Source organism: Mesomycoplasma sp. (assembly GCF_056854695.1).
This window is the reverse complement of the sequence record NZ_JBXGGF010000003.1, coordinates 12502-37220: the sequence shown is the minus strand read 5'-3', so window position 1 is coordinate 37220 and position 24719 is coordinate 12502. Positions and strand designations below refer to the sequence as shown.

Sequence of the window (24719 nt, the reverse complement as noted above, 5' to 3'; positions counted from 1 at the left end):
TATGATTTTAAATATTTTAACACTTTTTTGTCATTCTTGAGTAAAAAAGCTTTTTTAACTTTTGTTTTTTACATTTAATTAATTCTACAAAAGCAAATATCAAATTGTAGCATAGTTTTATTTTTTTTGATAAAAAATGTAAACTTTTTTTAGTAAAGTTTTTAAAAATAAAAAAACTAACCTTATTTTGGTTAGTTTTTGTTAAATTTTATATTTTTATTAATGAGTTGAAATAAGACCTAAATGTTCAAGATAACTAACTACTTGGTCTTCAGTTTCAAATAATGTAGTTTTTTGAGCAATATTGACTAATTGTTTATATTCTAGTGTAGAAATAAGTTTTTTAACTTTATTTATACTACTTGCTGACATTGAAAATTCATCCAGTCCTAAACCAATTAAAATTGGAACAGCATTTACATCACCTGCCATTTCCCCACACATTCCAACTAGTTTGCCGTGTTTGTGAGCAGCATCAATAGTTATTTTAATTAGTTTTAAAATCCCTGGGTTAAGTGGTTGGTAAAGATAAGAAACTTTTTCATTCATTCGATCAGCTGCCATTGAGTATTGAATTAAGTCGTTAGTTCCTATTGAGAAAAAGTCGACGTGGTGAGCAAATTGGGTAGCCATAATAGCAGTAACTGGAATTTCAACCATAATTCCTAATTTAATTTTATCACGAGGAGCAATTTTGTCATTTGTAGTTCTAACTTCATTATATGCACTATTAAAAATTGCTTTGGCTTTTAAAAATTCATCAACAGTTGCAATCATTGGAAACATAATTGCTAAGTTTCCATATTGTGAAGCACGAATTAATGCTTTTAATTGGGTGTAAAAAATATCTGTTTTATCAAGCGATAATCTAATTGCCCGATAACCCAAAAATGGATTTAATTCTTTGTGGAATTCGAAGTATTTTAAAGTTTTGTCACCACCGATATCTAATGTACGAACAACCACTTTTTTGCCATTCATTAATTCTAAAATTTTCTTATAGTTTTGGAATTGTTCTTCTTCAGATGGTCAATTTAGTGCATCCATATATAAAAATTCACTACGTACCAAACCAATTTCATCTGCATTTGCTTTAACAGCTCCGTGAGTGTCTTCAACCGAACCAACATTAGCAGCTACAATCACTTTGTGGCCATCTTTGGTAATTGCTGGTTTTGATAAAAACTCATCTAGTTCTGCTTGTTCTTGTTTATATTGAGTTAGTTGATTTATAAAATCAGCTTTTTGGGATTCAGTTGGACGTGCAATCCCTAATCCTGTATCACCATTAAAAACAATTTCATCACCTGTGTACATCTCATCAACTTCATCACCAATCCCAACTATTGCTGGAATACCCAAACTACGAGCCATGATTGCTGAGTGTGAAGTTCTTGAACCAATTTTAGTTACAAAACCACGAACATGATGATTTAATTGAGCTGTATCTGATGGAGTTAAATCATCTGCTACAAGTACAACATCTTTATCAATAACTGAAAGATCTAAAATGTTAATATTTAAGATGTTTTTTATAATTCTAGTAGTTGCATCTTGAATATCAGCTGCTCTAGCCATTAAATATTCATCTTTGGTTTCTAATAAAATCCCAATATGTTGTTTAGCAGTTTCCTTCAATGAATAAACAGCATTATAGTGTTGCTTAATCATTTTAACAGTGTCTTCCTCAAGTGCAGGATCAGTTGCAATTGAAATATGAGCATCTAAGATTTCTAATTCTTCTGCTTTTAGCCGTTTAGCTTTTTCTTTGATGTTTTCAATCTGTGACACTGTTTTTTTAATAGCATCTTGAAAAATTTGAATTTCAGCATCAACATCTGTTATTTTAGTATCATTAACATTTATTTTAACTTCATCAAGTTTTAAAATATGCGAAATAGCAACTCCGCCAGAGGCAGAAATCCCTGAAAAAGGGAGTGGTTCATATGAACGTGATGGAGTTGCTTCTGGTTTAATTTCAGGTTTTTCTTCTAATTCAATTTGTGGTTCTGGTTCAAATTCAACTTCTGGTTCAGGAACATACTCTTGTTCATCTGGTTTTCCTGTTTCAATTAAGTAATTCATTAATTTTACAAGTCTACCCAATTCCACAACAATTTGCGAATCTGAAAAAAATGGTTTAAGAATTTGGCTAAAAGGTTCAAAAAGAATATAGTCATAAACAGCATGATTAGTCATTAAAATGCCATCTTGATAAATATAACTTGAATGAATTTTATCAGAATTATTTTTAATAAATTGCTTTAAAAGCATATTCATAAAATTACGCACCAAAGCGCGAGTTCCATTACCCTTGCTGATTTGATTTAGTAAAGCAACATCTTTTTTAGGTAAATTTTTGTTAGCAAAAGCTAAAATTTGTCTTACTAGTTGACTTTTTTGATTGTTTTTAATAATTTTAGCAACAAAAAGAGTGTCACTAAAAGTTGAATTACGTAAAGGAATTCTTTCAGTAACGCGATTTAAAATTTCACCTTTTGGATTTTTGATATTACTATTGCCACGTACAAATTCATTTAATAATTCAAAAGAAGTTTCAATTTTTGAAAATTCTCAATGTTTGTATTTATATTTAATAATTTCTGCCATAATTCTCCTATTTTAATTATTAAAACTAAACTAAAATTTTAGCATATATGCTAATAATTATACTTAATATAGTTTCTTTTTTGTTAAACTTTAAGTTAATAAAAAATATTGTCGTAGCAGCATTGTTTAAGCAAATCGACAATATGTTTTAGTTTAAAAATTAACAAACTTTTTTTAATTAAAGATAATCTCTAAAAGTTTGACTTGCAAAATTAGTGCTTTCAATAATAGCAATAACTTCTTCTTTAGTTTTAGCACGAATAATTTTTTCAATATTTCGATCACTACTAAAAACTTCAACCACTTGCGGTAACATAAAAGTGACATGTTCTTTGGCACTTGTGGATGCAATTGTTAAAAGAATTTGTACTGGTCTATCATCGCCTTTAAAATAAACTGGTTCTTTTAAAGTAACAAGTGAAAAACCTATGCTATTAACGTTTTTGCGAGTGCTAGCATGAGGCATAGCAAAGTTTTTTTTCATTACAAAATATGGTCCATTTCTTCTTACATTTGAAAGAATAGAATCATAATATTTTGGTTCGACAATTTTTTGCTCTATCAATGGTTCACATGATATGCGAATTGCATGTTTTCAATCTTTAGCTTCTTGTTTAACTAAGATGCTATTTTGAGATTTTAAATAATCTAGAAAAGTTGGTTTATTTGCCATAATTCAATATCCATCTACATTTTATTTAATTCAACCAAAACTGGAGCAAGTGCATTTCTAATTTCATTTTCATCCATTAGATTTGTGACTCCCACAATTTTGGCTTTTTGGTTTTTAGAAAACTCACTAGTTAAATGATTAGAAGCTATTATAATGTCAACTGAATTGGTTAAACTTGTAGATTGACCCATTGAAAGTGCTTCAACAGAAGCATCAATGTTGAATTCTTTAATTAATTTTTCAACCTTTAGTTTAATAATCATACTTGTGCCCATTCCGTTGCCACAAGCTGCTACAATTTTTAGTGACATAAATCCTTTCTTAATCATCTAGTTGTTTCTTACCATTTATTAAGTCAATATTATAATATAACTTAATAAATTTAAATAAAATTTGGCAACTAAATTAATTTAACCTTGATTTTTAGTTGTTTTTGAACTCAAGTTAGTCTACTTTGAGTAGTCGAATCGACAATTTGAGCCAAAATAATTAAAGCCACAATACCAAAAACAACCGCTGCTCACGCAGCTCCGATGTGAAATTGCCCCACAATTAAAATAAGTCCAAAAAAAAGATTTCAATCACTCATGCCCAAAAAACCAGTGGCTACAGGACTTTGGCCAACAGGAATACCCAAACCTGAAATATTTTCTATTAATTTTAAAGCAAAAGAAATAATTATAATTTCAATAAAACCTATAATTCCTGGTACTAAAGCCGCTGCTTTTCAACCTCCTGCGACATTGGCATAAACCCCTTGAGCTCCAGAGTTAAAAAATAAACTAATAAATAGTGGCATTGCCACAAGTGAATAGTTATTACCTGGAATAGTTGTTAGAACAACACTTAAAATAACAGCTAAAAATTGACCTATAACTCCTGAAATAAAACCATAAGTGACAGAATTAATTGAAAAACCATAAATAGCTGCAACATCAACAGCTACAACTGCTCCTGGAATAATTTTTTCTGAAATTCCATGAAAAGATTGCTGCAATTCAGTGACAAACATTCGCACACCTGTAATAATGGCAAGTAGTGATGCAACCATTTTTAATGAACCGCCTAAAATAATAAAAACTAAATTAGCACCAGCAAAGCTAGAATTTCAAGCAGTGGCAATTGCTACAATAGTGGGAACTTTCGAATCTATATTAAAACCAGCAAAGCTAGGTAAAATACTTTCGCTTGAACCATAATAACTAATAATAATTATAAATAAAATTGTAAACAAAATAAAAATAATAATGCTTTGAGTAAAAATATTATCTTCAAACATTTTTAAATAAGATGGTAGCTTGCGGTCTTCAGCTTTATTTGCTTTTTGACCAAAAAACCTTCCTACTTTATAAGCAATTAATAAAGATAGCATTTGTTGGTGTCCAATTGAAAATCCACCATTTTTACTTATTATATTAGTAATTTTGAGCGTTGCAGTTGAGGCTACACTTCAATAAATTCCAATAAAAAATCCCGCAATTATAACAAGTCCGATTTGAGATCCTAAAGCAATTTCACCATCAACAAGTGGAATTGAGCCAAATAAAATAACATAAAATAGCGCTGTTAACACAGTCGATTGTTGGAGCATAACATGTGCTGTAATCATAATTGAATTTGTGTTAGTATATTTTCTTATTGCTACCATAATTAAATTGATAGCAAAACCAAATAAGAATACAAAAGAAGCTAGAGTTAAAAAGTTGTTACCAGCACCAAAAGCTTTTTGTAAAAAATTACTTGCACTAGTTCAACCAAAATAAGGATCTAGCGGAACTATCCCACCCGATTTAATTCCACTGATTGTATCAAATACAGGTTTAGCAAGTGCGATAAGTGCCCCAGCACCTATTGTGAGTAAAAATACACCAATTGCTGTTTTTAGCGCTCCTAAAGTTGCATCACGCAAACTTCGAGATAATGATAAATACCCCACTAAAGTAAGGGTTGCAAGTAGTAATGGACTTTGTTTTAAAAAATTATCTAAATAAACCGTTTTTAATAAAAAAATAGAAGCATTAGTGTATGATTGTTTAAAGTGAATTGTCCTAACTGTTAAAGTAATAGCAATTATTAAAAAATTAATAACAACAAAAACTAACATACCCATAAGTAATTTAGCATTTTTGCTTTTAGTTAATAGCATTTTTTTCCTTTCTATTAATAAGTCCAATTATTATTAGAGTTATCAAGGGATAAGCAAAATATTTGTTTAATAATTAGATAGAGTTTTATAGTCATTTTGCTTTTGTATGATTTCAATGCTGTTTATTAACAGATAAATTTATTCAAACTATAAGTCATTACTAAAAATTAATTTGTATTTTACTTTTTAAAAAATAACATAAAGATCTATAAAAATTAAAAAAAAATTCTATTTTTTTAAATATTTATATTATAATAATTTTTGGCTAAGTTTAGTAATATTGCTTAGCCAAAAATCTAGGAAATTTTGTGTGTGATAATTACCTTTCGTTATCATAATTGTTCTATTGTATAAATTCGTCATTATTTTAGAACTAAAAACTCTTTTTCCTTTGTAATGTTATTTAAATAGTAATTTACTATTTAAATAAAGTGGTAGAGATCGTTATTTTTTGACTGTGTTGTTCATGTCTGTCTAATGTTTTTTTAATAATTTATTCCTATTCCTTTACTGGTCTTTATTTTATTTTTTTGTTATTTGTTTAACTTATCTTTATTCTTCTTGGTTAAACAAACGAATTGAGTATATAAAACTTTTCTTCATACTTCCTTTTCTGATACTTAATTTAAAAACATAAAATTCTCTTTCTTAATTTCTTAATTCTCTCTGTTATTATTTAAATTTAGACTTCTCTATTATAATAGTTAATTAAAAAAATGTATTACATTTAATCTTTCGTTTCTTAATTATAATTTTTTCATATAAAACCCACAAACAAGCTTGTGGGTTTTATATTTTTTTAAAAATAATAAAAGCGTAAAAAGTTTTTTATTGTCTTATAACAGAACTTTGTCTTAATTTACAATAAGGTTATTTTCTTATAAAATATATATTATAAATTTTAATTTCACTAGTCTTAAAATATAAAATTTTGCTTATTTTTTTGTTTTGTGTTATAATAATTATTGGTTAGCCTAGCTAGCCAAAAAGTTTTATTAAAAAATTCTCTAAATGTTTCTATAAACTCTTATCGAATTCAAGATATATCCTTCTACTCCTCCTTATATGAAAAAAAATTCATATTATAAAAATCTGTAAGCTTGTTTACAGATTTTTTATTTATTTTAAATGTTAGTCTGTATAAACTAACATTTTTTTATATAAAAAAACCAGAGCAATTTGTGTCTCTGGTTTGTAATATTATAAATTATTTTATATTTTTATAAAATAACTAATGAGAATGAATTATAAAAAAATAAATAAAGGAGATGCTATATATAACATATAACTATTAAACATTAAAAACTTGTTTGATATTAATTTAATTTAACATCTTTTATAATGGACTATTTAAAAAGAAAATTTTTTAAATAAATTAATAAACTTTTTTTTATTTTAGAAAACAATGATAAATTTTATAAACAATTATAAATTTTTACAAATTAATAAGATAAGAAATTTTTATACCGGCACCATTTAATAGTGCCGGTATAAGATTATAACATATTTTTAAAATTTTCAAAAAATTTACTAGGTTTTTTTATATTTGAAATAGTTTTTTTATTTATTTAAAATATAAGTGTCAACAAACGCTTGTCTAATTTCATCATTGCTTGGTATCTGATTTTCATCACTAGCAAGTTTTGCATTATTTTCGAAAATTGCCAACCCTTTAAATACAACTTTATTTTTTGAATCTTTCTTTCAAAGAGCTACATCTGCACCAATTTTATCTCAGTTCAAAGTATTACCATTATCTTTAATTGAAAATACTAAAGAACCTATATCGGAGTGAGAAGGGTTTGAACTTGCACTTGTTTGCGCAACAATATCAAATGATGTACCACTTTTAACAATTTGAAGCACTAAAGTAGAATTGGATTGTATAGGTGCATATTGGTCAAATTGATTTTTCTGTTGATATTGTAAGAAAATGTTGTATTTATCAAATTGATCTGAATTAGTTTTTGGATTATTAACTACATTTTTAGAAATAGTTTTATCTGTTTCATTTTCATCGTAGCTTACACCATTATTATCTTTAACTAATTTTGATGCATCCCCTGATAACAATAATGCTAGTGCTGTATTTTGTTGTCCATTACCAGATGGTTGGGTTTCTATGTCCATTCCTAAAATATATGAAATTTTAAAGTCTGGTGCTTGAGTAGTTGAAGGTGGTGTTTGTGTTTCTTTAGTAATTTTTTGAACAAACAATCCTTTGCCTTGACTATTAGTTAGTAAGTAATATTTTTTACCATCTTGGATATTTTTAAGATCAACTGCTAAAAATAATGCTCCATTTTTAATTTGTGTAGTAGTTGCAGCAGCAGGTGTAGTTTTGTTATTTTCAAAAGTTAGTGCTTTGTTTAGACTAATCCCTTGAACACTAGAAGTATTACCATTTAAATTGAATTTCAAATCACCTCTAGTATAATCACGAATAAATTGACCACCTTTTTGATCATCAACAATTCCACCATAACGAGCATCTAAAAATAAATCGGCACGATATTTATTGGCTGCAACAAATGCAGGAGATTTAACTCCAAAACCATCAACTTGAATAGTTTCGATAGCAATGTTATTGCTATTTACTAAACTAAAGGCGATTTTATCTTTGGTAACCATTTCTACTTTAGCTGTTAAGTTTTCATTAGTTTGCGAAATTAAATTTCAAATTCGTGTACCCAAATCTTCAAAAGCAAATTGAACATCAGCTTTAGATATAGTGGTATTTTGTTTAGCGATTTCGCTAACTAAAACTGTTTTTTGGTCACCTTGAATTAAGTAACCTTTACCAAATAGATACACAGCTGAAACAATACGACCTAATTCATCTAAACTATACTCATTTTTGTTAGCTAATTCTGTTAAATCTTTTGCCATTGCAAAAGCATCACTAGCTAAAAATAGTGAATGTGACTCACTAACTGGAATTTGTTTTGTCAAGGTTGAAGCGCTTTTAATTTCATATAAAGGTAACTCAACTGAAACTGGAACATTATATGTAATTTGATATGAATAAGGAGCTGTTCCTTGAGTTGGTATAGTTTTAGTTGTAAGACCTTGATAATTATTTGAAATAACACTAGTATTTTTAGGGTTTTGTGATCCTGATGCAAGGTTTTGCAAATAAGGGGATTGAACATTTAATTTTTTAGTTACACTAAGAGTGAAGTTAACTTTTGAATCATTTGATCCTGTAGTATCTTTTGTTAAATCAAGTGCTGTATTAGAAATTTCAAAACTATAATTTTCTAAACGTGGATCAGTATTTGGAATAACGCCTGGTTTAACTGTAAAGTAAGTGTTGATATCTTCTAGTGGATCTATAGGTTTTACAACTTTTATAGGTGCAGGAGTTGTTGCAATTGCAGCAACATCATCTTTAGATTTAGCTCTAAAAACAACTTCTTCTTCAGCTGGTAGTTGTGCAGGAGTTGGTTGTGGTGCAGGAGCTTTAGCGGCTGCTGCAGTTTGTTGTTTAGCTTTCTCTGCTGCTGCTTCAGCGTCTTTTTTTGCTTTTTCAGCTGCTGCTGCAGCTTGTTTCTCTTGATTTCTTACATATCACTTGTATCAACCTGGCGCTTGTCTAGCTGCAACAACTGATGGGCTAAACTGATTTTCACTCAACATTTGAACTAAAGTTAAATTATCTTTGTTTAGAGCATATTGAATATCTGTGTTAATACTAAAGTATTGATTAATATTTTTAGACACTAATTCTTGTATTGCATCATTAATTTGTTTTTGAGATGCTAAATTTTCAATCTCTAAACTAAATTTTGCTTTAACTTGTTGGGTTTTACTATCAAAAATTTCTAAATTAATTGCTAAAGTTCCATCTTGATCACTAGAGTTACTAAAGTTCAAATTATAAACTGGTGCATCTGATTTTTGTTGACCAATAGCCATTTGTGCTTTAGCAGCCTCATCATTAATAGTTACTTGTGGTAACAAAGACTCACCTTGTGTCAAAATACTTGGTAAGTTCAAATCATTACGAATATCTAATTTGGCATTTACCTCTTTTAAAGCATTTACAAAAGCTTGATTTAAATCACGACTATCACTAAAGTTACGTTGAAATTTATCTTCAAGCATAAAAGCAAATTCTGAAGGTAAAACAAAACGAGTACCACTAAAAGTGATTGAAGATTTTTCGGGTTCAAAATCTAAAGTTTTACTTGTTCCAGCTGGAAGTGTAACAGGTGCAGCAAAACCTTTAAGATCAACGTTTTTAGTATAAGTAATACCATTAACTTTGTCAGCCTTAACAATTACATTCTTAATAATGTTGCCTTTAATAGTTGCATCACTAGAGTCAATTTCAACATTGAAACCAGCATTTTCAATAGCACTAAAATCATAGGCATTAACTAAACTAAAACTATAAAGACCACTTCTATCAAGTTTTAATGCATTATCAACCTGCATTTGTGCATACTTAGGTTTAATTTTCAAATCTTCTACAACTTCATCAAATTGCTTTTGAGTAAACTTCGCACCTGAAACTACCTCAATAGGAGTGCTAGACAACTGACGCGCATCTAGTTGGCTATTGTATGAATAACTAAAATAAGTTAGTGCTAAAGGCACAGCAACTGCAGTAGATGCTATTGCTGTGATACTAAAACCAAGAGCCATTATTGTTTTGGGATTTTTAAATTTCATATTTATTTACTCCTTATTTTATTGTTGTGCCTTAACAGTTGGTGATTGAGTTGGAGGTGTTGTAGAAGTTGAATCTAATGTATTAGTTGCTCGAGGTTCCTGAACTGTTGGTTTTAAAGATACATAAATTTTGTATACAACAGTTGACATTTGTGGTTTCACTGGTGTAGGTGTTACTTTTCCATAACTTCCATCTTCATCGTCATCATTAGCTCGACCTTGTGGAGCTGGAGGAGGAGTTTGTGTTTCTCTAACTCCAGAAGCTCCTTTTGCTCCAGGAGTGTCTTGATTCCCTTGTTGCTGAGGTGCATTTTCAACTGTTGTTGAAGTTTTAGGAGTAATTTCTTGCAATGCTAAAGTAATAACTTTTTTATTTGAATCAAAAGTATCGGTGTCTACTTTAGAAGAAACCATAATTTTGTAGTTAGGATAATGTGTAGCAACATAAGCTTCTAAATCTTTACCTTGTTGTCCTAATGTATTAGCAAGAATATGTAAATTCGAGTCATCTAGTCATTGTTGTTGGTTATCACCGTGGTTATCACTAGTTTGGGTCATACCTTGTTTAAAAAACTGAGCATTAAAATTATCTATAGTTGCATTTTGGTAGTAAATTGGAAGAGAAATAACAGCCTTGTCTAATGCAGATAATTTAAATTCTTTTGATGTTGCTGTTGATAAATTAAAAATAATTGTTTTAGTTGGAGTGATGAATAATGGTTGGTCAATTTCACCTTTATCATTTGGGTAACCAAAAGTATAATAGTAATCAATACTTGCATATGGATCCCCATCATTCATTTGATTTTCAAATAATTTTTTTGTTATCTCTGCATCAACTGATGATTTAAAGTTAGCAAAAGTAGGTTTTGCAATAAGTTTGCTATCAATTGCACTAAATGGTGCAAAGTTATCAAATTGCAATGCTTTAATATAAAAAGCAATTAAAACATCACCAAATGATTTAAAGCCTTGAAAATCACCTGATTGTTGATAAGCATTTGTTTGTGTGTTAGTGCTATCTTTTTTCAAAAATCCACTTTCTTCAAAATCATTTTTATCGATTAAACTCAATGTCTCTTTTGACGATTTAATAGCACTAAGAATATTTAAATCAGTTTTGGTTATATTTTGTGCAGTATCTGATGCCCCAAATGCTGTTTTTATCAACTCATAAGGTTTTTTAGGTAAAAGTAATGAAGAATAAAAACCTTGATTGTGAAGATTTAAATATTGTTTATTAAATGAAAGAATTTTGGTTTCTGTACCAACTGAAGAGTTACTTTTAATTTTAAATGCTTGAGCAAAAATATTATCTTTACTATTTTGGAATTCTTCAATTTTCTCTGTTACATCAACATTTGAGTCAACAATTCCTCAAGCTTTTGCAAGTGGTAATAAATATGAAACAACAGCTAAAGGTCCTTCTTGCGCTAAATTAGCATAAAAGGCAGCAACATCAGCAGGTTTGCTAAAAAATTCGGTTGTATCTAATGAATCAATGTAACTATCTTTAGCAAATTGAGTTTCATCTTTTGAAAATTGACTAATTTCTTCAATAGAAGGGAATCTATCTTTACCAGTTCAAGCATTTACATAAGCATTTGTGGTACCAAAATCATAGCCATACCCTGCTCGATTGCTAAATAATTTATAAAGTTCTTCGTTTTTTCTACTATCAACTAATGCTTGAATTTCAGATGATGAAGCTGGTTTAAAACTTTTTACAAAATGCCCTCAAGCATTAGCTGTTAATGTATTAACTAGTTGTTTTTCTTCATTTGTTAGTTTGTTAAATTGCACCTCTTCTGCATCAGGCTGACTAGTTGTTGGTCCTGATCCTGAGCCAACTGCTGCTTTAGTTGTTGGTACTGGTGCAGCTGTAGAAGTTTGTTGAGTAGTAACTGAAGCGGGTTGAACAGTTCCTGACATATAAGGTTCTAAACCATAAACAAACCTTGAATAAGGAGATGGGTCTAAGTTATAAACATATCTTTTTTGTTGATCTGGTAATAACAATAATTCATTGGTTTGAGAAGTTGTTCCATCACCACTAGCTTGTGGTTTAAATGGTAAACTTACTTGATCTTTACTACTTACTTCGGAATTAGTTTTAAATCCTGTTAAATTGAAAATAATTTCTTTACTTGCAACAACAGTATCATTATTATCAACACCAAAAAAACTATTTTTTAATTCAATTTTAACTGGTAAAGATACTTCAAAACCATCTCTTGCCGATGGAGTAACACTAATATTTTTATCTAAAAAGGTATAAGATAAACCAGTGATTTGGTCACTAGAGTCAGTTGCTTGGAAAGCTCCTGAAGTATGAAATGCATCTAAATCACCACTAAATACAAATGATAATCCATTTTGTAAATAAGAATCAACAGTTTCTTTAATATAGTTTTGACGTGATTCTAAAGTGCTATAAAAAGAAAGATTTCTTTGCAATTTACTTAAAAAGTCAAAAGCAGTAATTTGGCTTGCATCTTGTTTAGTATTTTGACTATTAGCGGTTACAGTGTTGCCATTTTTTGTTGTAGAGCTAGTTTGGGCAGATAAAGTTGTTTTACGATTATTGTTACTTTGAGCTTTAGCTGCTGCTAAGTCAATATTATTTAAAATGTTTTGTGCACTAGTGAAAAAACTTGCAACTTGCTGACCACTAGTGTTAGCAATTTGAATAGAATCAACATAAGATAACTTAACACCATTTAAATTAGTTAAATCACGTTTAGCAATAGAGCTTAAATTGGTTTGTAAATAAAATCTTGCAATTCCGTGATCATCAATGTCGATGTAGTTATTTGTTAGAGGATTACGCACTAATTTAAATGAATAAAGTGGAGCTTTATTTGGTAATGCATTTTTAGTGCTATTTGTGAAATTATTTAAAATATCATTGAAATTTTTAAAATAAGAATCAATTAAATTAATAGCTTCTTGACTATCATTAGCTTGGTTAACGTAATCCTTAAAATCAATAGCTCTTGAAATTTCAGGAACTTTTACTAAATTTTTATCTGTTGCAGATTGAAAATCAGTTAAAGAATTAGCACTAAGTTTGGTAAAACTAGTTTTTGCATCTTCTACAACATCAGCAAGGAAGAATTTCATTCGTTGTGCAATTGCAATAGTTTTTGTGTATTTGCCAGAAATTACATTGTGGTTATTTGTAAGTGTTTGTTCAACATGATAATCAACTTTAAAAGTTTTTGTACTATCATCAAAAGTGAAACTATCAACAACAAAATGAGGATCTAAATTAGTTCCATTTTTAATTGCCTTAAATTCACTTGCACCATTAGTTGTATCAGTGTTATCAGTGTTTGATTTTTCATAAAAAGTTAAAATTTTACTAAAATCAACACCTTTGTCTGCCTCAGGTCCACCTTGGCTAAAAATTTGTTTTTTGATGCTTTCATAACTTGCATCAATTGGAAATGCTTTTGTATTAAAAGAAACATTTGCAACACTTTCTGCAAATGCTATAACAGCTTTTTTAGGGTCTTCTGAATTGTAGCGCACTGTGGTTGCAAGACCAACTGCCAACCCAAAAACAGAAACTCCAGCAACTGTTGTACCGATAAGAGTAATAATCTGTTTATTTTTCATATAATAAATTATCCTTGCATTTAAAAGACTATATTTTAACAAATTTTACTAAAAAATCCTTTTTTTAATAGTAAATTTTAGATTTTTATTTAAGTCTTAAACAAGTTAGTAATCATGCTTTTTTTAATCTAAAATTTAGCATTTAAAAAAGAAAACTATTTTCTAGATTATCTTCTTTAAAAAGTTCTTACTTAAAATAATAAAATTGCTTTTTACAAGAAATAAAAAAAATTGCTTTTTTTATTATAAAAAGCAAAATTGTGTATATTTATTTCCCCCAACAACATAACTATAACATCTTTGAAAACTAAATAAAACGAACTACAAGTTATAAATATTATTTTAATTTTGCTCACCCAATTGCTCAATTTCATTAATAACTTTTTTAGTAATATCATAATCATTAATGTTACTAATTAACTTATTAGTATGCAGTGTTAGAATTTGTCTTGTATTTTTAGCAATTTGTTCTGCTTCTTGCTCTAGTTTTATAGCTATATCTTGAATTTTTTGAGAATGTGATAAAGTATCATTTAATTTTTTCTTAATATTTTCAGCTTCTTTTAAAATTTTTTCATTACGCCAAATGTTGAAGTTATTTAAAATTTCGCTAGCTTTTTGAAAATCAATTATTTCAATATTCATTAATTGTCGTTTTAGGTTTATTTCTTGTAAAACAAGAGATTTTAAAATATTAAGAAATGCTGTAAAAAAATATGGACGACACATAAAAATGTTTTCATTATCAGAAACGCTTCGAACTAAAAAATCTTCTGAAGGTTCTAGCTCTGTAACAAGTATAGCAAAACGAGCGCCTTTTTTACGCCTATCTAACTCTAGTTTCTCAATAAAATTTTTATTTTTTTGATTACCTTGCTTAATTGAATTTTCTGTTTTAGCTTCAATTATAATAGTCTCTACAACTTCACCAGTGATGTTATTGATTATCTCGTACAAAAAGTCTGCTTTAGTACCTTTAGTTTCATCTGCATTTAATATTGATTTATTATCTTTTTTGAGCTCAAATCTATAATCTGATGCTTTTCCATCAAAATTTGAATTAATCATTTGATATTGTCGATATAATCATTGCTCAAGCTCTTCACCAATTATTTTAGAATTTAAATATCTATTATTTGTATATGTTAGATTAATTTCATTTGTATTTTGTTGTTTATTTAAATCTTCTCTTATTTGTTTTTTTGTATGGTTAATATACATTATAAGAAAAATCACAATAATTGCAAGTATTATTAATATTACAACAACTATTCATAAAATTGTATTTGAAACTATACTTTCTTGTGTTTGATTCATATCTAACCTTTTTTAATCTATTGTTTATTTTTATTTATGTTTTTCAAGAATCTTTAATTATAAGAGAAAGTGTTAAATATCAAGATTTTTAACGTATTGTGCATTTTCTTCAATAAACAACTTACGAGCTGAAACCTCATCGCCCATCAATTCTTCAAAAACTTGTGATGCTAACATAGCATCACGTATTTGAACTTGATACATTTTCCTTACATTTGGGTCCATTGTTGTTTCTCATAACTGCTCTGGATTCATTTCACCAAGACCTTTATAACGTTGAATTGTAGTTTTTTGACCAGAAAATTCAGTATTTGTGATTTCGTCTTTTTGTTTATCACTATAAGCATAAGCAATTTTTTTGTTAGCGCTAATTTTATACAAAGGAGGTTGAGCTATATAGATCAATCCGTAATCAATTAAGGGTCTAAAGTAACGATATAAAAATGTTAAAAGTAATGTTCTAATGTGAGATCCATCAGAATCGGCATCGGTCATAATAATAATTTTGTGGTATCGAACTTTATTAATATTAAACTCAGGGCCTATACCTGTTCCAAAAGCTGTTATAAGTGATAAAATTTCTTCATTTTTAAGAACTTTGTCAAATTGAGAACGTTGTGAATTAATAACTTTTCCACGCAAGGGTAAAATGGCTTGGAAATGACGATCACGCCCCATTTTGGCGCTACCACCAGCTGAATTACCCTCAACAATATACAATTCAGCCATTTGAGCATTTTTAATACTACAATCTGCTAATTTTCCTGGTAGAGAACTAATTTCAAAAGGTGATTTGCGTTTTACAGCTTCACGCGCAGACTCTGCTGCTCGACGCGCCTTTTGCGAAATTATATTTCTTTCAATAATTTTACGAGCTTGTTCTGGATTTTCAGCTAAAAAGCGTTCAAAAACTTCACTAAAAATCCGATTGACCGCTTGGCGAACTTCTTTGTTATTGAGTTTACCTTTAGTTTGACCCTCAAAGATTGGATCGCTATGTTTTATTGAAATAACACTAAAAATTCCTTCTTTAATATCTTCTTTGCTAAAGCGTTCATTTTCTGAGCGTAAGAATTTGTGTTCAAGTGCATATGTGTTGATAATTCTAACAAGTGAGTCAAACAATCCTAATTCGTGTGTTCCACCTTCGCGATTGTAAATATTATTCGTATAAGCTAAAATTTCTGAGCGATCTTCTGCAACGTATTGAAGAGCAACCTCAACTTTAATGTGATTATTGTTATCTTCTACCTCATCTTCAACATAAATAATGTTAGGATGAACTTTATCATAACCTTTAATAAGTTCTGAAACATAATCAACAATTCCACCAACAAATAGAAATTTTTTACTAATGCTACTTCGCTCATCTGTGACGTTAAATTCTAACCCTTTAGTAAGATAAGCTGTTTGTTTTATTCTATCAGCTACAATATCAAACCGAAAATCATTTTCTTCCATGATTGTAAAATCAGGTTTAAATTTAATGGTAGTTCCAGTTTCATTTGCATTATCTAATTTTTTAACAATAGCCAAGTCTGCAACTTTGTGTCCACCATTAGTAAACTCCTGAAAATGCAAGTTACCATCACGCTTAATTCAAACTTGCAAATGTGAACTTAAAGCATTAACAACCGATGCTCCAACTCCGTGAAGACCACCTGAAACTTTATAAGATTTGCTATCAAATTTTCCACCTGCATGCAAAACTGTCAAAACAACTTCAGCTGCTGAAACACCATGCTTAGGATGAATGCCAGTTGGAATTCCACGACCATTATCACTAACTTCAACATAACCGTCTTTTGTGATAACAATGTTAATTTTGCTAGCAAAACCAGCTAAAGCTTCATCCACAGCATTATCTACTATTTCTCAAATAAGGTGGTGAAGTGGTTGAATACCAGTTCCACCTATATACATTCCAGGACGCTTACGAACAGGTTCTAAACCTTCAAGTGTTTGAATATCTTGAGCATCATAATTTTGCTTTGTCATAGTTCTCCTTTGCAAGTTTTAGCATCTTATTTATATTTATATTATAAATAAGATAAGATGTATAATTTTACCATATTGTAGGTAAAAAAGCAAAATCAAACTAGTCTAAATGTTTTTATAATGATTTTTGAATTTCTTTTAATTTACTAAGAACTAATTGAAAACTTGATAGAGCACCTTTTTTGATAATGGCATTAATATCTATTAAATTTTCATTATTCCCAAGATTATCGCTAATATACTTAAGACAATAAAACTTTTTAGATAAATTATGAGCGATTTTTGCTAGCGCAAAAGATTCCATGTCAAAAATATCAATATTTTCAAAACCATCAAGTTGTTGTTTGTTAGTTATAAAAGAACCAGAAGAAGCTAAGCGGATTTCTTTACTTGCTCAAAGATTGTTTTGGTAAAAAGGCAACTCACCCGGAGTTTGACCATTAGGATATCATGGAGTTTTAGCATCCAAGTAATAAAAATGTGAAGGAAATACTTGTAGGTTAATATCAAAATCAACAGAACCTACCGCCCCATAGTTCACAATTACTTTTATATCATACTTATCAACAAGGTGCTGACAAAAACTAGTGGCATTAAGTAATCCGATTCTACTTTGTCCATATAAAAACACAACATTTTGATATTTAAGTTTAAATAATTTATAATTTTGAAAAGATAAATTTGCAAGAATTTCCAAATTCAAAAATTCAGGTTCAATAAATTCTAGCTCATCTGCAACAATAATTGCAATATCAATTGTTTTAAGAGTGGGTTTTATAAAGTTCATTTTGTTCATCACTATTTTTTTGTTCTTTGTGTAATTTAGCAGTTTGTTGTACTAATGTTTTAAAAACTGCATTTATATCTTTTAAAGCTAACTTGCGAAGTTGTTGCACACCTTCGAAACGACGACCTATAGCAATTTTGTCAGAAATGTAGACAATTTTGTCTAACAAACTCATTTGATAGCATAAGCTTGTGTGACACTCGATGGCACGGACAATATCTTGGTAAGGTAATGGATAGTTATTTTTAAGAAATTCAGCAGCTGTGAGTTGGTGTAGTTGATAGTTTAATAAACTTTCCACATTTTCCAAACCACAATCTTTTAAAAATGATCTATGTTTTTCTGGTTCTCAGGTTTTTGTAATATCATGCAAAAGTCCACCGTAATAAGCAATTTTAGCATCAACATTATGTGCTTTAGCTATCTCAGCTGCCATTTTAGCAGTATTATAACAATGTTTTAATCTTTCACCATTATTGATTTGATACTTTAAAATAGCATCTATGTATAAAAAATTTTTAGTAATGTATTCAATAATTTCTTTTGGACATTGACTCAAATTCCCCTGTCTCACTTGTGTTGAATTAAAATCTAATGGATTATTTGTTAAACTAATAAGTTTGTATTTATTAATATGACTTTTAGAAATAGGATAATCACGGCCATAAACAACCAAAGTAGCTAGCTTTAAAATTTGTTCACAATTTTTTCATCTATGAAAAAATTTTAAATTATCACTACCGATAATTAAAAACAATTTTGCACCAGAAAATTTTCTAGCAAAATAATTAACAGTATCAATTGTATAACTAACTTTTTGTGCTTTGATTTCAAAATCACTAACTTTTAACTTGTCTATTTTTACCAAACTAAGCATTTTTAGTCTATGTTCACTTGTTACAAAAGGCTTGTTTTTCTTTGTTGGATTTTGTCAAGCTGGCACAAGATATAACTCATCTAAGCCCAATTCTTCAATAGCTGCCTGAGCAACTCCTTGGTGGCCTTTATGAAAAGGATCGAAACTTCCACCATAAATTCCTATTTTTTTAGCATTATTCATATTAAATAACAAAACTATAATTCAAAAGTAACAGCCGAACGCATTTTTTTAATATTTTTAGAACGTTCAATTTCCTTTTCAGGATTTTTTAAAAACTTTTTAATATAGTAACCTACTCCACCTTCTTTGTTGCTTTTTTTGAGTACTACTGTAGCTTCCTTTTTTATATCATTGGTTGAATTCTGCATAGCAACAGAAATAGTTGCTGCCTGAAACATTGCAAGGTCATTGTAGCTATCACCAATAGATACGATGTTGTCCAAATCTATTTTATAGTAACGAGCTATCATTGAGACTGCTTTTGACTTACTAACACCAATAGCTGTCATGTCAAAAACATATGTATAACCCTCACCTTTAGACCAAGCTGAAAACTCACCCAAATCACCATACTTACGTTCAAGGTATGATTTAAACTCTAAAATATTTGTGGTTGGTTTAGTGTCTATAATCAAACAAGTTGGTCTCAAAGGTATTTTGTTTAAATTAATTCCATATTTCAAATCAGGAATATGGTCAAATCCAAAGACACGCTCAAGTTGCTCGTCAGCTTTTTTTAGTTTAGCTCAACCAGGTCCTTCCAAGGCTATATTACTCACTTCAGATTTGATTCTTTTATCACCTAAAATATACAAAACATCATTTAAGTTTAAATAACTTATTTCTGGTACAAAACTATAATCTGAAGGATTATGGATGTGAGCTCCATTAAAATTAGCTACAATTGTATTTAATTCTAGTTTTTCATAAATAGCCTTGGTTGAGCGCCAAGGCCTACCTGTGAGAATACAAACTATATGACCTTCGCTTCTGGCTTTTTTAATTTCTTTGAGTGTGTCTGAATGAATTTCACCAGTTGCAGAATCAGAGAGCACTGTTCCATCTAAATCTAATAAAAATAAATATGTGTTTTTTTTGGTTTTAGCGCTTGTGCTTGTCATATAAAATCCACTCTTTAATTTGTTTTATTAAAATAATTTTAGCATTATTAGTGGTTATTTATCGCATTTTTTTCAAAAAAAAATGGCGATCACGAGAGGATTCGAACCTCTGACCACAAGCTTAGAAGGCTCGTGCTCTATCCTACTGAGCTACGTGACCACTCACAAGTTAACAATTTTAGCATAAAAAATAATTTATTGTCATTATTCTTTTTATTTTTTTATTTTAATTAATATTGTTTTCTTGATTTAATAGTGTTTTATATCCAAAATAATTGTTTTTATTTACTTTATTAAATAAAAAAACCACAATATTGTGGTTTTTTTAAAAGTAATTGATTATAAATAATTAAAGAGCTTCAATTGCATCTTTGTACATTTTGTCAATAATTTCAACTGATTTTGCAAATTTTACTTTTTCTTTATCATTTAAGCTAATTTCAACAATTTTTTCAATTCCATTACGACCTAATACAACAGGCACACCAACATTAACTCCGGCAAAACCATATTGTCCACGCAAGTTAGCTCCGACTACTAGAATTTTTTTAGTATCATTTACAACATTTTTAACAATGTTTGCAAGTGCGGCTCCAATACCATAGTAAGTAGCTCTTTTACGATTAATAATTTCGTATGCTTTACGTGAAACTGGAAGTTCTAATTCTTGTTCATAGTTATCGGCATGAATTCCGGTTTGAGCTGAAAAAGCACAAATACATTCTCCAGCAATTTTGATGTTTGAGTAAGCAACAAATGAAGAGTCTCCATGTTCACCCATAACGTATCCATGGACAGATTCAGGAGCAACTCCTGCACGTTTAGCAAGTTCAATTTGAAGACGAGCTGTGTCTAAAACAGTACCAGAACCAATAACTTTAGCATCACTAAATCCTGAAACATCACGATATGCGCGAGTAATAATGTCAACTGGGTTTGAAGCGATAACGGTAATTCCTTTAAATCCTGACTCTTTGATTTTACGAGCAATTTCACTAATAATTTTAATATTATCTTTAACTAATTCAAGACGAGTTTCACCTGGTTTTTGTGGTCTACCAGCGGTAATTACCACAAAATCAGCATCCGCTACATCTTTGTAATCAGCTTGAAAAACTCTATATGGACGAACAACTGAAGGTGTAACATCTTCTAAGTCTAACGCTTGACCTTTAGCAAACTCAGGACTCAAGTCAATAATTCCATATTCACTAGCTAGTCCTTGATTAATAGCTGAGTACAAAAATGAAGTTCCAACATTTCCTGCACCAACTAAAATAATTTTTGTTGATTTCATAAATCTCCTTTTTTTATCACACCTAAATTTTAACTTATTATTTAGAAATTTTAGTAATTTCTGAGAATTTTCTAGATAGCAATATTTTTGATAAACTTGCATAGCTTGGATTTGGTTCTTTTAGTAAGAAAATAGCCCCAACTGCAAGTAGTGAGAAAATAATAATCAGTGCATAAGCACCACTAGCAAAGTTTAAAGATGCTGAAGCACCAATTTCTTTAAAGTCAACTCCAGGAGGAGTACTTACTAATCCAGTAATAATGTTTGCAATAGTGAAAAATGCATAACCAAGTCCTCAAATAAGACCAAATTGGTAACCAATTTTTCTTGGGTTTGCACCTTTATATTCATGTGGTAAGTTTAGAAGAACTCCTTGAATTCCTCATAAACAAGTCCCCATGACAAGTCCTAGAATTAAGAATAAGGCTGAGTAACCTCCATATTTACCTGGACCTTCTGTTTTAACACCATAAATAAATGTTATAGTTGCTAATATGTACATTAGCACACCAAAACCTATAACACCTGCAATAAAAGCACGACGTTTTAGTTGGTATTGAGATATTAGTCCCACTGTAAATGGTCCAACAAACATTCCTGCTAAAAATACAATTATGAAAACATTAATTTGAGAAGTAAAATCCGCTGTATTCCCTATAAATCTATGAAATAAAGGTTTAGAAAATGCAAATGGGAAGACAACTGCAATTAGTCATGAACCATAAAGTAATGTTCACACTCATGTATCTTTTTGTTTGAAAAATTTAAATAAAGATAATGGTTCAGCTGTTTGACGAGCTGCAACTGCATCTGGGTACAAGTCAAATTTTGCACCTAAAATAATATAACCAATTAATGGAATTAGTGTTAATAAACTAATTACTAAGAAAACTATTTGTCATTGTCCTTGTTCTTGAAATAGAAGATTGTCACCTTTTACAAAAGGTAATAAAGTAATTATTGTTCCGATTGGATAGAAAAATGGTGATAATTTAGAAAATAATGCTTTTTGTCTTTGATTCATGTATCTTGCAACAACTGGTTGAAGTAAAACAATTTGCATTGTTCCACCAATGGCCAAGATTGTACGTAAAATAATGAATCCTGCATATGATGGTGAATAAGGAGCAGCAATTCCAAAAAGCATAAACACTAATGAAATAATAACTGCATATTTATGTGAAACTTTAGCAATTAACCATCCAACTAAAATTGAACCAATAGCCCGTCCGATGGTAATTCCTCAGTTAACGGCCTGGTTTACAACAGAAGATGGTGCATCACTGGCATTTGGGAAGAAATGACCTAGATATCCTAGATATCCAACATCCTTCTGAAGCCCTACTTTACCATTTAATCCAGCTGATGCAAAACCTCAATTCATAACAAAAATGAGATATGCAAAAGCCAATAATGCTCAAAGAATAACCCCTTTACTAAATGTTAGGGATTGAACTTTAACATTTTTGGATGCAAATTTAAGTAAAAAATTTTGTTTTTCCATAATGTAAAGATTAATCCTATCTTTGCTAGAGTAAATACCTTCTAGCATTATTAATTATAACAAAAATAGTAGCTTTTAAAAAATAGAAAGCTACTTTTTTAATCTCTATCTCAGCCAAAACCAAATTGAAAAAATTATAACATTTTGTTTTAATTTTGTTTGTTTTTTTATGGCTATTTTTTTAATTTAGTTTGGTTGCATCAATTCGATCTGTTGTATCATGAATTTTTTGAGTAGAAAACCAAAATTGAGAATCTACCTTTGCAATTTCTTCTAAAATAACTTTTTTCTCAATTACAAAAATCACAGTTTCAACTCTTCACTGTTTTTGACCAGTATAACCTGATTTACCTTCTCAAATATTGTATGAGTGCCAATAATTAATAGATTTTAAATGGCTAACAATTTCATCAGGTTTGTTAGTGTAAACTTTTAATAGAATTTTTCCAAATTTTGGATAAATTCTATTAACTATAAGAGTAGACATTGTCGAATAAATAAAAACTGCAGTTGTTTTGAGACCCAAAAGTTGCATATTAACAGCCTTTGGCTCAATAATATACAACATAATTAATGAAAATAAAGCAAAACTAATTGAAGTAATAAACATAAATTTGCCAATTGGGCGACGACGTTTACTTGTAATATAATAAGTTATCAAATCAGTTCCACCACCTGAACCACCAAATTTTCAAGCAATTCCAATTGCTGTTCCAGCAAGCGTTCCACCAATAACTGTATAGTAAATAGTCTGAAGTGTTCCTGAATTAACTTTATTACCAGATGGAATTGTAAAAATAATATTATTTTTTAAAAATTCTTTCAACGAAGTATCAAGTGAAAAAATTTGGTTTCAAAAAATTTGAAAAATCATTCAAAAAATAGTCAAATAAACAAAACTTTTATTTGTCGATCTAAGCCAAAGTCAGATAATTAAAGGAATATTAAGGCCTAAAAAAATTATAGAAAATAATCATTCAAGGTTTTTGCCTGTTTTTTGATAGACTAAAATTAAAATTAATTTAGGAATGGCTGACAAGCCTGTTGGAATTGTTTCAACAATTCCTAAGAAAAAGTTAATCCCTAAAGTAAATAGTGCTGCTGAAATAAACATCATCAAAATTGAAATGGGTTTAATTTTCCAAATGTTTGCTAATGTGATATGTTCTTGTTTAAAATGAAAAAGTTCATTATTCATTTGATTTGTGAACTTGTTTTTTAAACAAGAAAGCATATTGTGTTTATTTAATTGCTGGGATTTGCAAGTACATTTATTTTTTTTGTGGTTTTTTTTCATAGCAAATTTAAAAGTATAACAAATTTTAGTATAAAAAAACCACTAAACACAATACTTCTCGATGTGGCTGCTATATTTCTATCCTGACCAAGTTACAAGGTTATTGTTTTAATGGCATTTATTATTATACTATAAATTTATTATTTTAAAAAAGTTTTTTATACTTTTGTTTATATTATAAATTAATTACCTCTTGAAACATATTTTCCAGTTTCAGTAGAAATAATAATTTTTTCACCTTCTTTAATAAATAAAGGGGCATCTAATTCATAACCAGTTTCAACTGTAATTTTTTTAGATGGGTTTGATGAGGTATTACCTTTAACAGCATCAAAAGCTTGAGTAACAGTTAACTCCACTTTAGCTGGTAATTCAACATCAAGAATTTCTTCTCCAAATTTACGAATTTGCACTTTAGCACCTTCAACTAAAAAGTTTAATTCTCATTCAACTTTTTCAATAGAAATACTAAATTGTTCAAAAGTTTCATCATTCATTAAAACAATATCATTTCCATCATTGTACAAAAATGATGCACTTGATTTATCAATGTGAGCTTTTTTCACAAATTGACCACCTGTATAGGTTTTTACAACAGTCGCACCAGTTTTTAAGTTTTTAACTTTTGCTTTAACGTTAGCTTGTCCACGCCCTTGTTTTGAATGTTGGGATTCTAAAACCACAAAAATATGTCCTTCATCTTGGAAGGTTATTCCTGGTTTGAACTCATTTACATTAATCATATTATACTCCTAGAAACATTGCTATTTTATCACATAAGCTTGTTTTTT

The 24719-nt window shown here is 29.3% G+C and carries 15 protein-coding genes, 1 tRNA gene and 1 other RNA gene; all 17 read right to left on the bottom strand.

The window, feature by feature from the left end:
• Positions 1 to 219 precede the first annotated feature (219 nt).
• Positions 220 to 1977 carry a phosphoenolpyruvate--protein phosphotransferase gene (ptsP, locus tag ACJHWB_RS00650; RefSeq protein WP_483132598.1) on the bottom strand — a complete coding sequence of 586 codons (1758 nt, stop codon included), beginning with the start codon at positions 1975 to 1977 and terminating at the stop codon, positions 220 to 222.
• An 811-nt stretch (positions 1978 to 2788) separates the two neighbouring features.
• Positions 2789 to 3283, bottom strand: coding sequence for a PTS sugar transporter subunit IIA (locus ACJHWB_RS00645; RefSeq protein ID WP_483132595.1), 495 nt, complete (start codon positions 3281 to 3283; stop codon positions 2789 to 2791).
• Positions 3284 to 3297: 14 nt separating this feature from the next.
• Positions 3298 to 3594, bottom strand: coding sequence for a PTS sugar transporter subunit IIB (locus ACJHWB_RS00640; RefSeq protein ID WP_483132597.1), 297 nt, complete (start codon positions 3592 to 3594; stop codon positions 3298 to 3300).
• An 89-nt stretch (positions 3595 to 3683) separates the two neighbouring features.
• Entirely contained in the window at positions 3684 to 5429 is a 1746-nt protein-coding gene (locus tag ACJHWB_RS00635) for a PTS ascorbate transporter subunit IIC (protein WP_483132594.1), read from the bottom strand.
• Between the two features lie 1560 nt (positions 5430 to 6989).
• Positions 6990 to 10106, bottom strand: a complete 3117-nt coding sequence (locus tag ACJHWB_RS00630) for a P110/LppT family adhesin N-terminal domain (protein ID WP_483132593.1) — start codon at positions 10104 to 10106, stop codon at positions 6990 to 6992.
• 18 nt (positions 10107 to 10124) lie between these two features.
• Complete coding sequence (locus ACJHWB_RS00625; protein WP_483132592.1) at positions 10125 to 13727, bottom strand: P97 family adhesin; 3603 nt, start codon at positions 13725 to 13727, stop codon at positions 10125 to 10127.
• A 342-nt stretch (positions 13728 to 14069) separates the two neighbouring features.
• Complete coding sequence (locus tag ACJHWB_RS00620) at positions 14070 to 15044, bottom strand: DUF2130 domain-containing protein (RefSeq protein ID WP_483132591.1); 975 nt, start codon at positions 15042 to 15044, stop codon at positions 14070 to 14072.
• Between the two features lie 72 nt (positions 15045 to 15116).
• Entirely contained in the window at positions 15117 to 17042 is a 1926-nt protein-coding gene (locus ACJHWB_RS00615; protein ID WP_483132590.1) for a DNA topoisomerase subunit B, read from the bottom strand.
• Between the two features lie 115 nt (positions 17043 to 17157).
• Entirely contained in the window at positions 17158 to 17829 is a 672-nt protein-coding gene (locus ACJHWB_RS00610; protein WP_483132589.1) for a phosphorylase family protein, read from the bottom strand.
• Positions 17804 to 18889: a nicotinate-nucleotide adenylyltransferase gene (locus ACJHWB_RS00605; RefSeq protein ID WP_483132588.1), complete on the bottom strand. Its 1086-nt coding sequence runs from the start codon at positions 18887 to 18889 to the stop codon at positions 17804 to 17806. Before ACJHWB_RS00605 ends, ACJHWB_RS00610 begins: the two co-directional genes overlap by 26 nt.
• Before the next feature lie 14 nt (positions 18890 to 18903).
• Positions 18904 to 19830 (bottom strand): Cof-type HAD-IIB family hydrolase, encoded by a 927-nt coding sequence (locus ACJHWB_RS00600; RefSeq protein WP_483132587.1) that lies wholly within the window; start codon positions 19828 to 19830, stop codon positions 18904 to 18906.
• A gap of 83 nt (positions 19831 to 19913) precedes the next feature.
• Positions 19914 to 19990: transfer RNA gene (locus ACJHWB_RS00595), tRNA-Arg, on the bottom strand.
• Between the two features lie 189 nt (positions 19991 to 20179).
• Positions 20180 to 21127, bottom strand: coding sequence for an L-lactate dehydrogenase (locus ACJHWB_RS00590; protein WP_483132586.1), 948 nt, complete (start codon positions 21125 to 21127; stop codon positions 20180 to 20182).
• A gap of 37 nt (positions 21128 to 21164) precedes the next feature.
• Complete coding sequence (locus tag ACJHWB_RS00585; RefSeq protein ID WP_483132596.1) at positions 21165 to 22631, bottom strand: hexose phosphate transporter; 1467 nt, start codon at positions 22629 to 22631, stop codon at positions 21165 to 21167.
• Between the two features lie 181 nt (positions 22632 to 22812).
• Positions 22813 to 23829, bottom strand: a complete 1017-nt coding sequence (locus tag ACJHWB_RS00580; RefSeq protein WP_483132585.1) for a YitT family protein — start codon at positions 23827 to 23829, stop codon at positions 22813 to 22815.
• A 125-nt stretch (positions 23830 to 23954) separates the two neighbouring features.
• Positions 23955 to 24051, bottom strand: an RNA gene (ffs, locus tag ACJHWB_RS00575) — signal recognition particle sRNA small type.
• 59 nt (positions 24052 to 24110) lie between these two features.
• Positions 24111 to 24671, bottom strand: a complete 561-nt coding sequence (efp, locus tag ACJHWB_RS00570; RefSeq protein ID WP_483132584.1) for an elongation factor P — start codon at positions 24669 to 24671, stop codon at positions 24111 to 24113.
• Between the last annotated feature and the right edge of the window lie 48 nt (positions 24672 to 24719).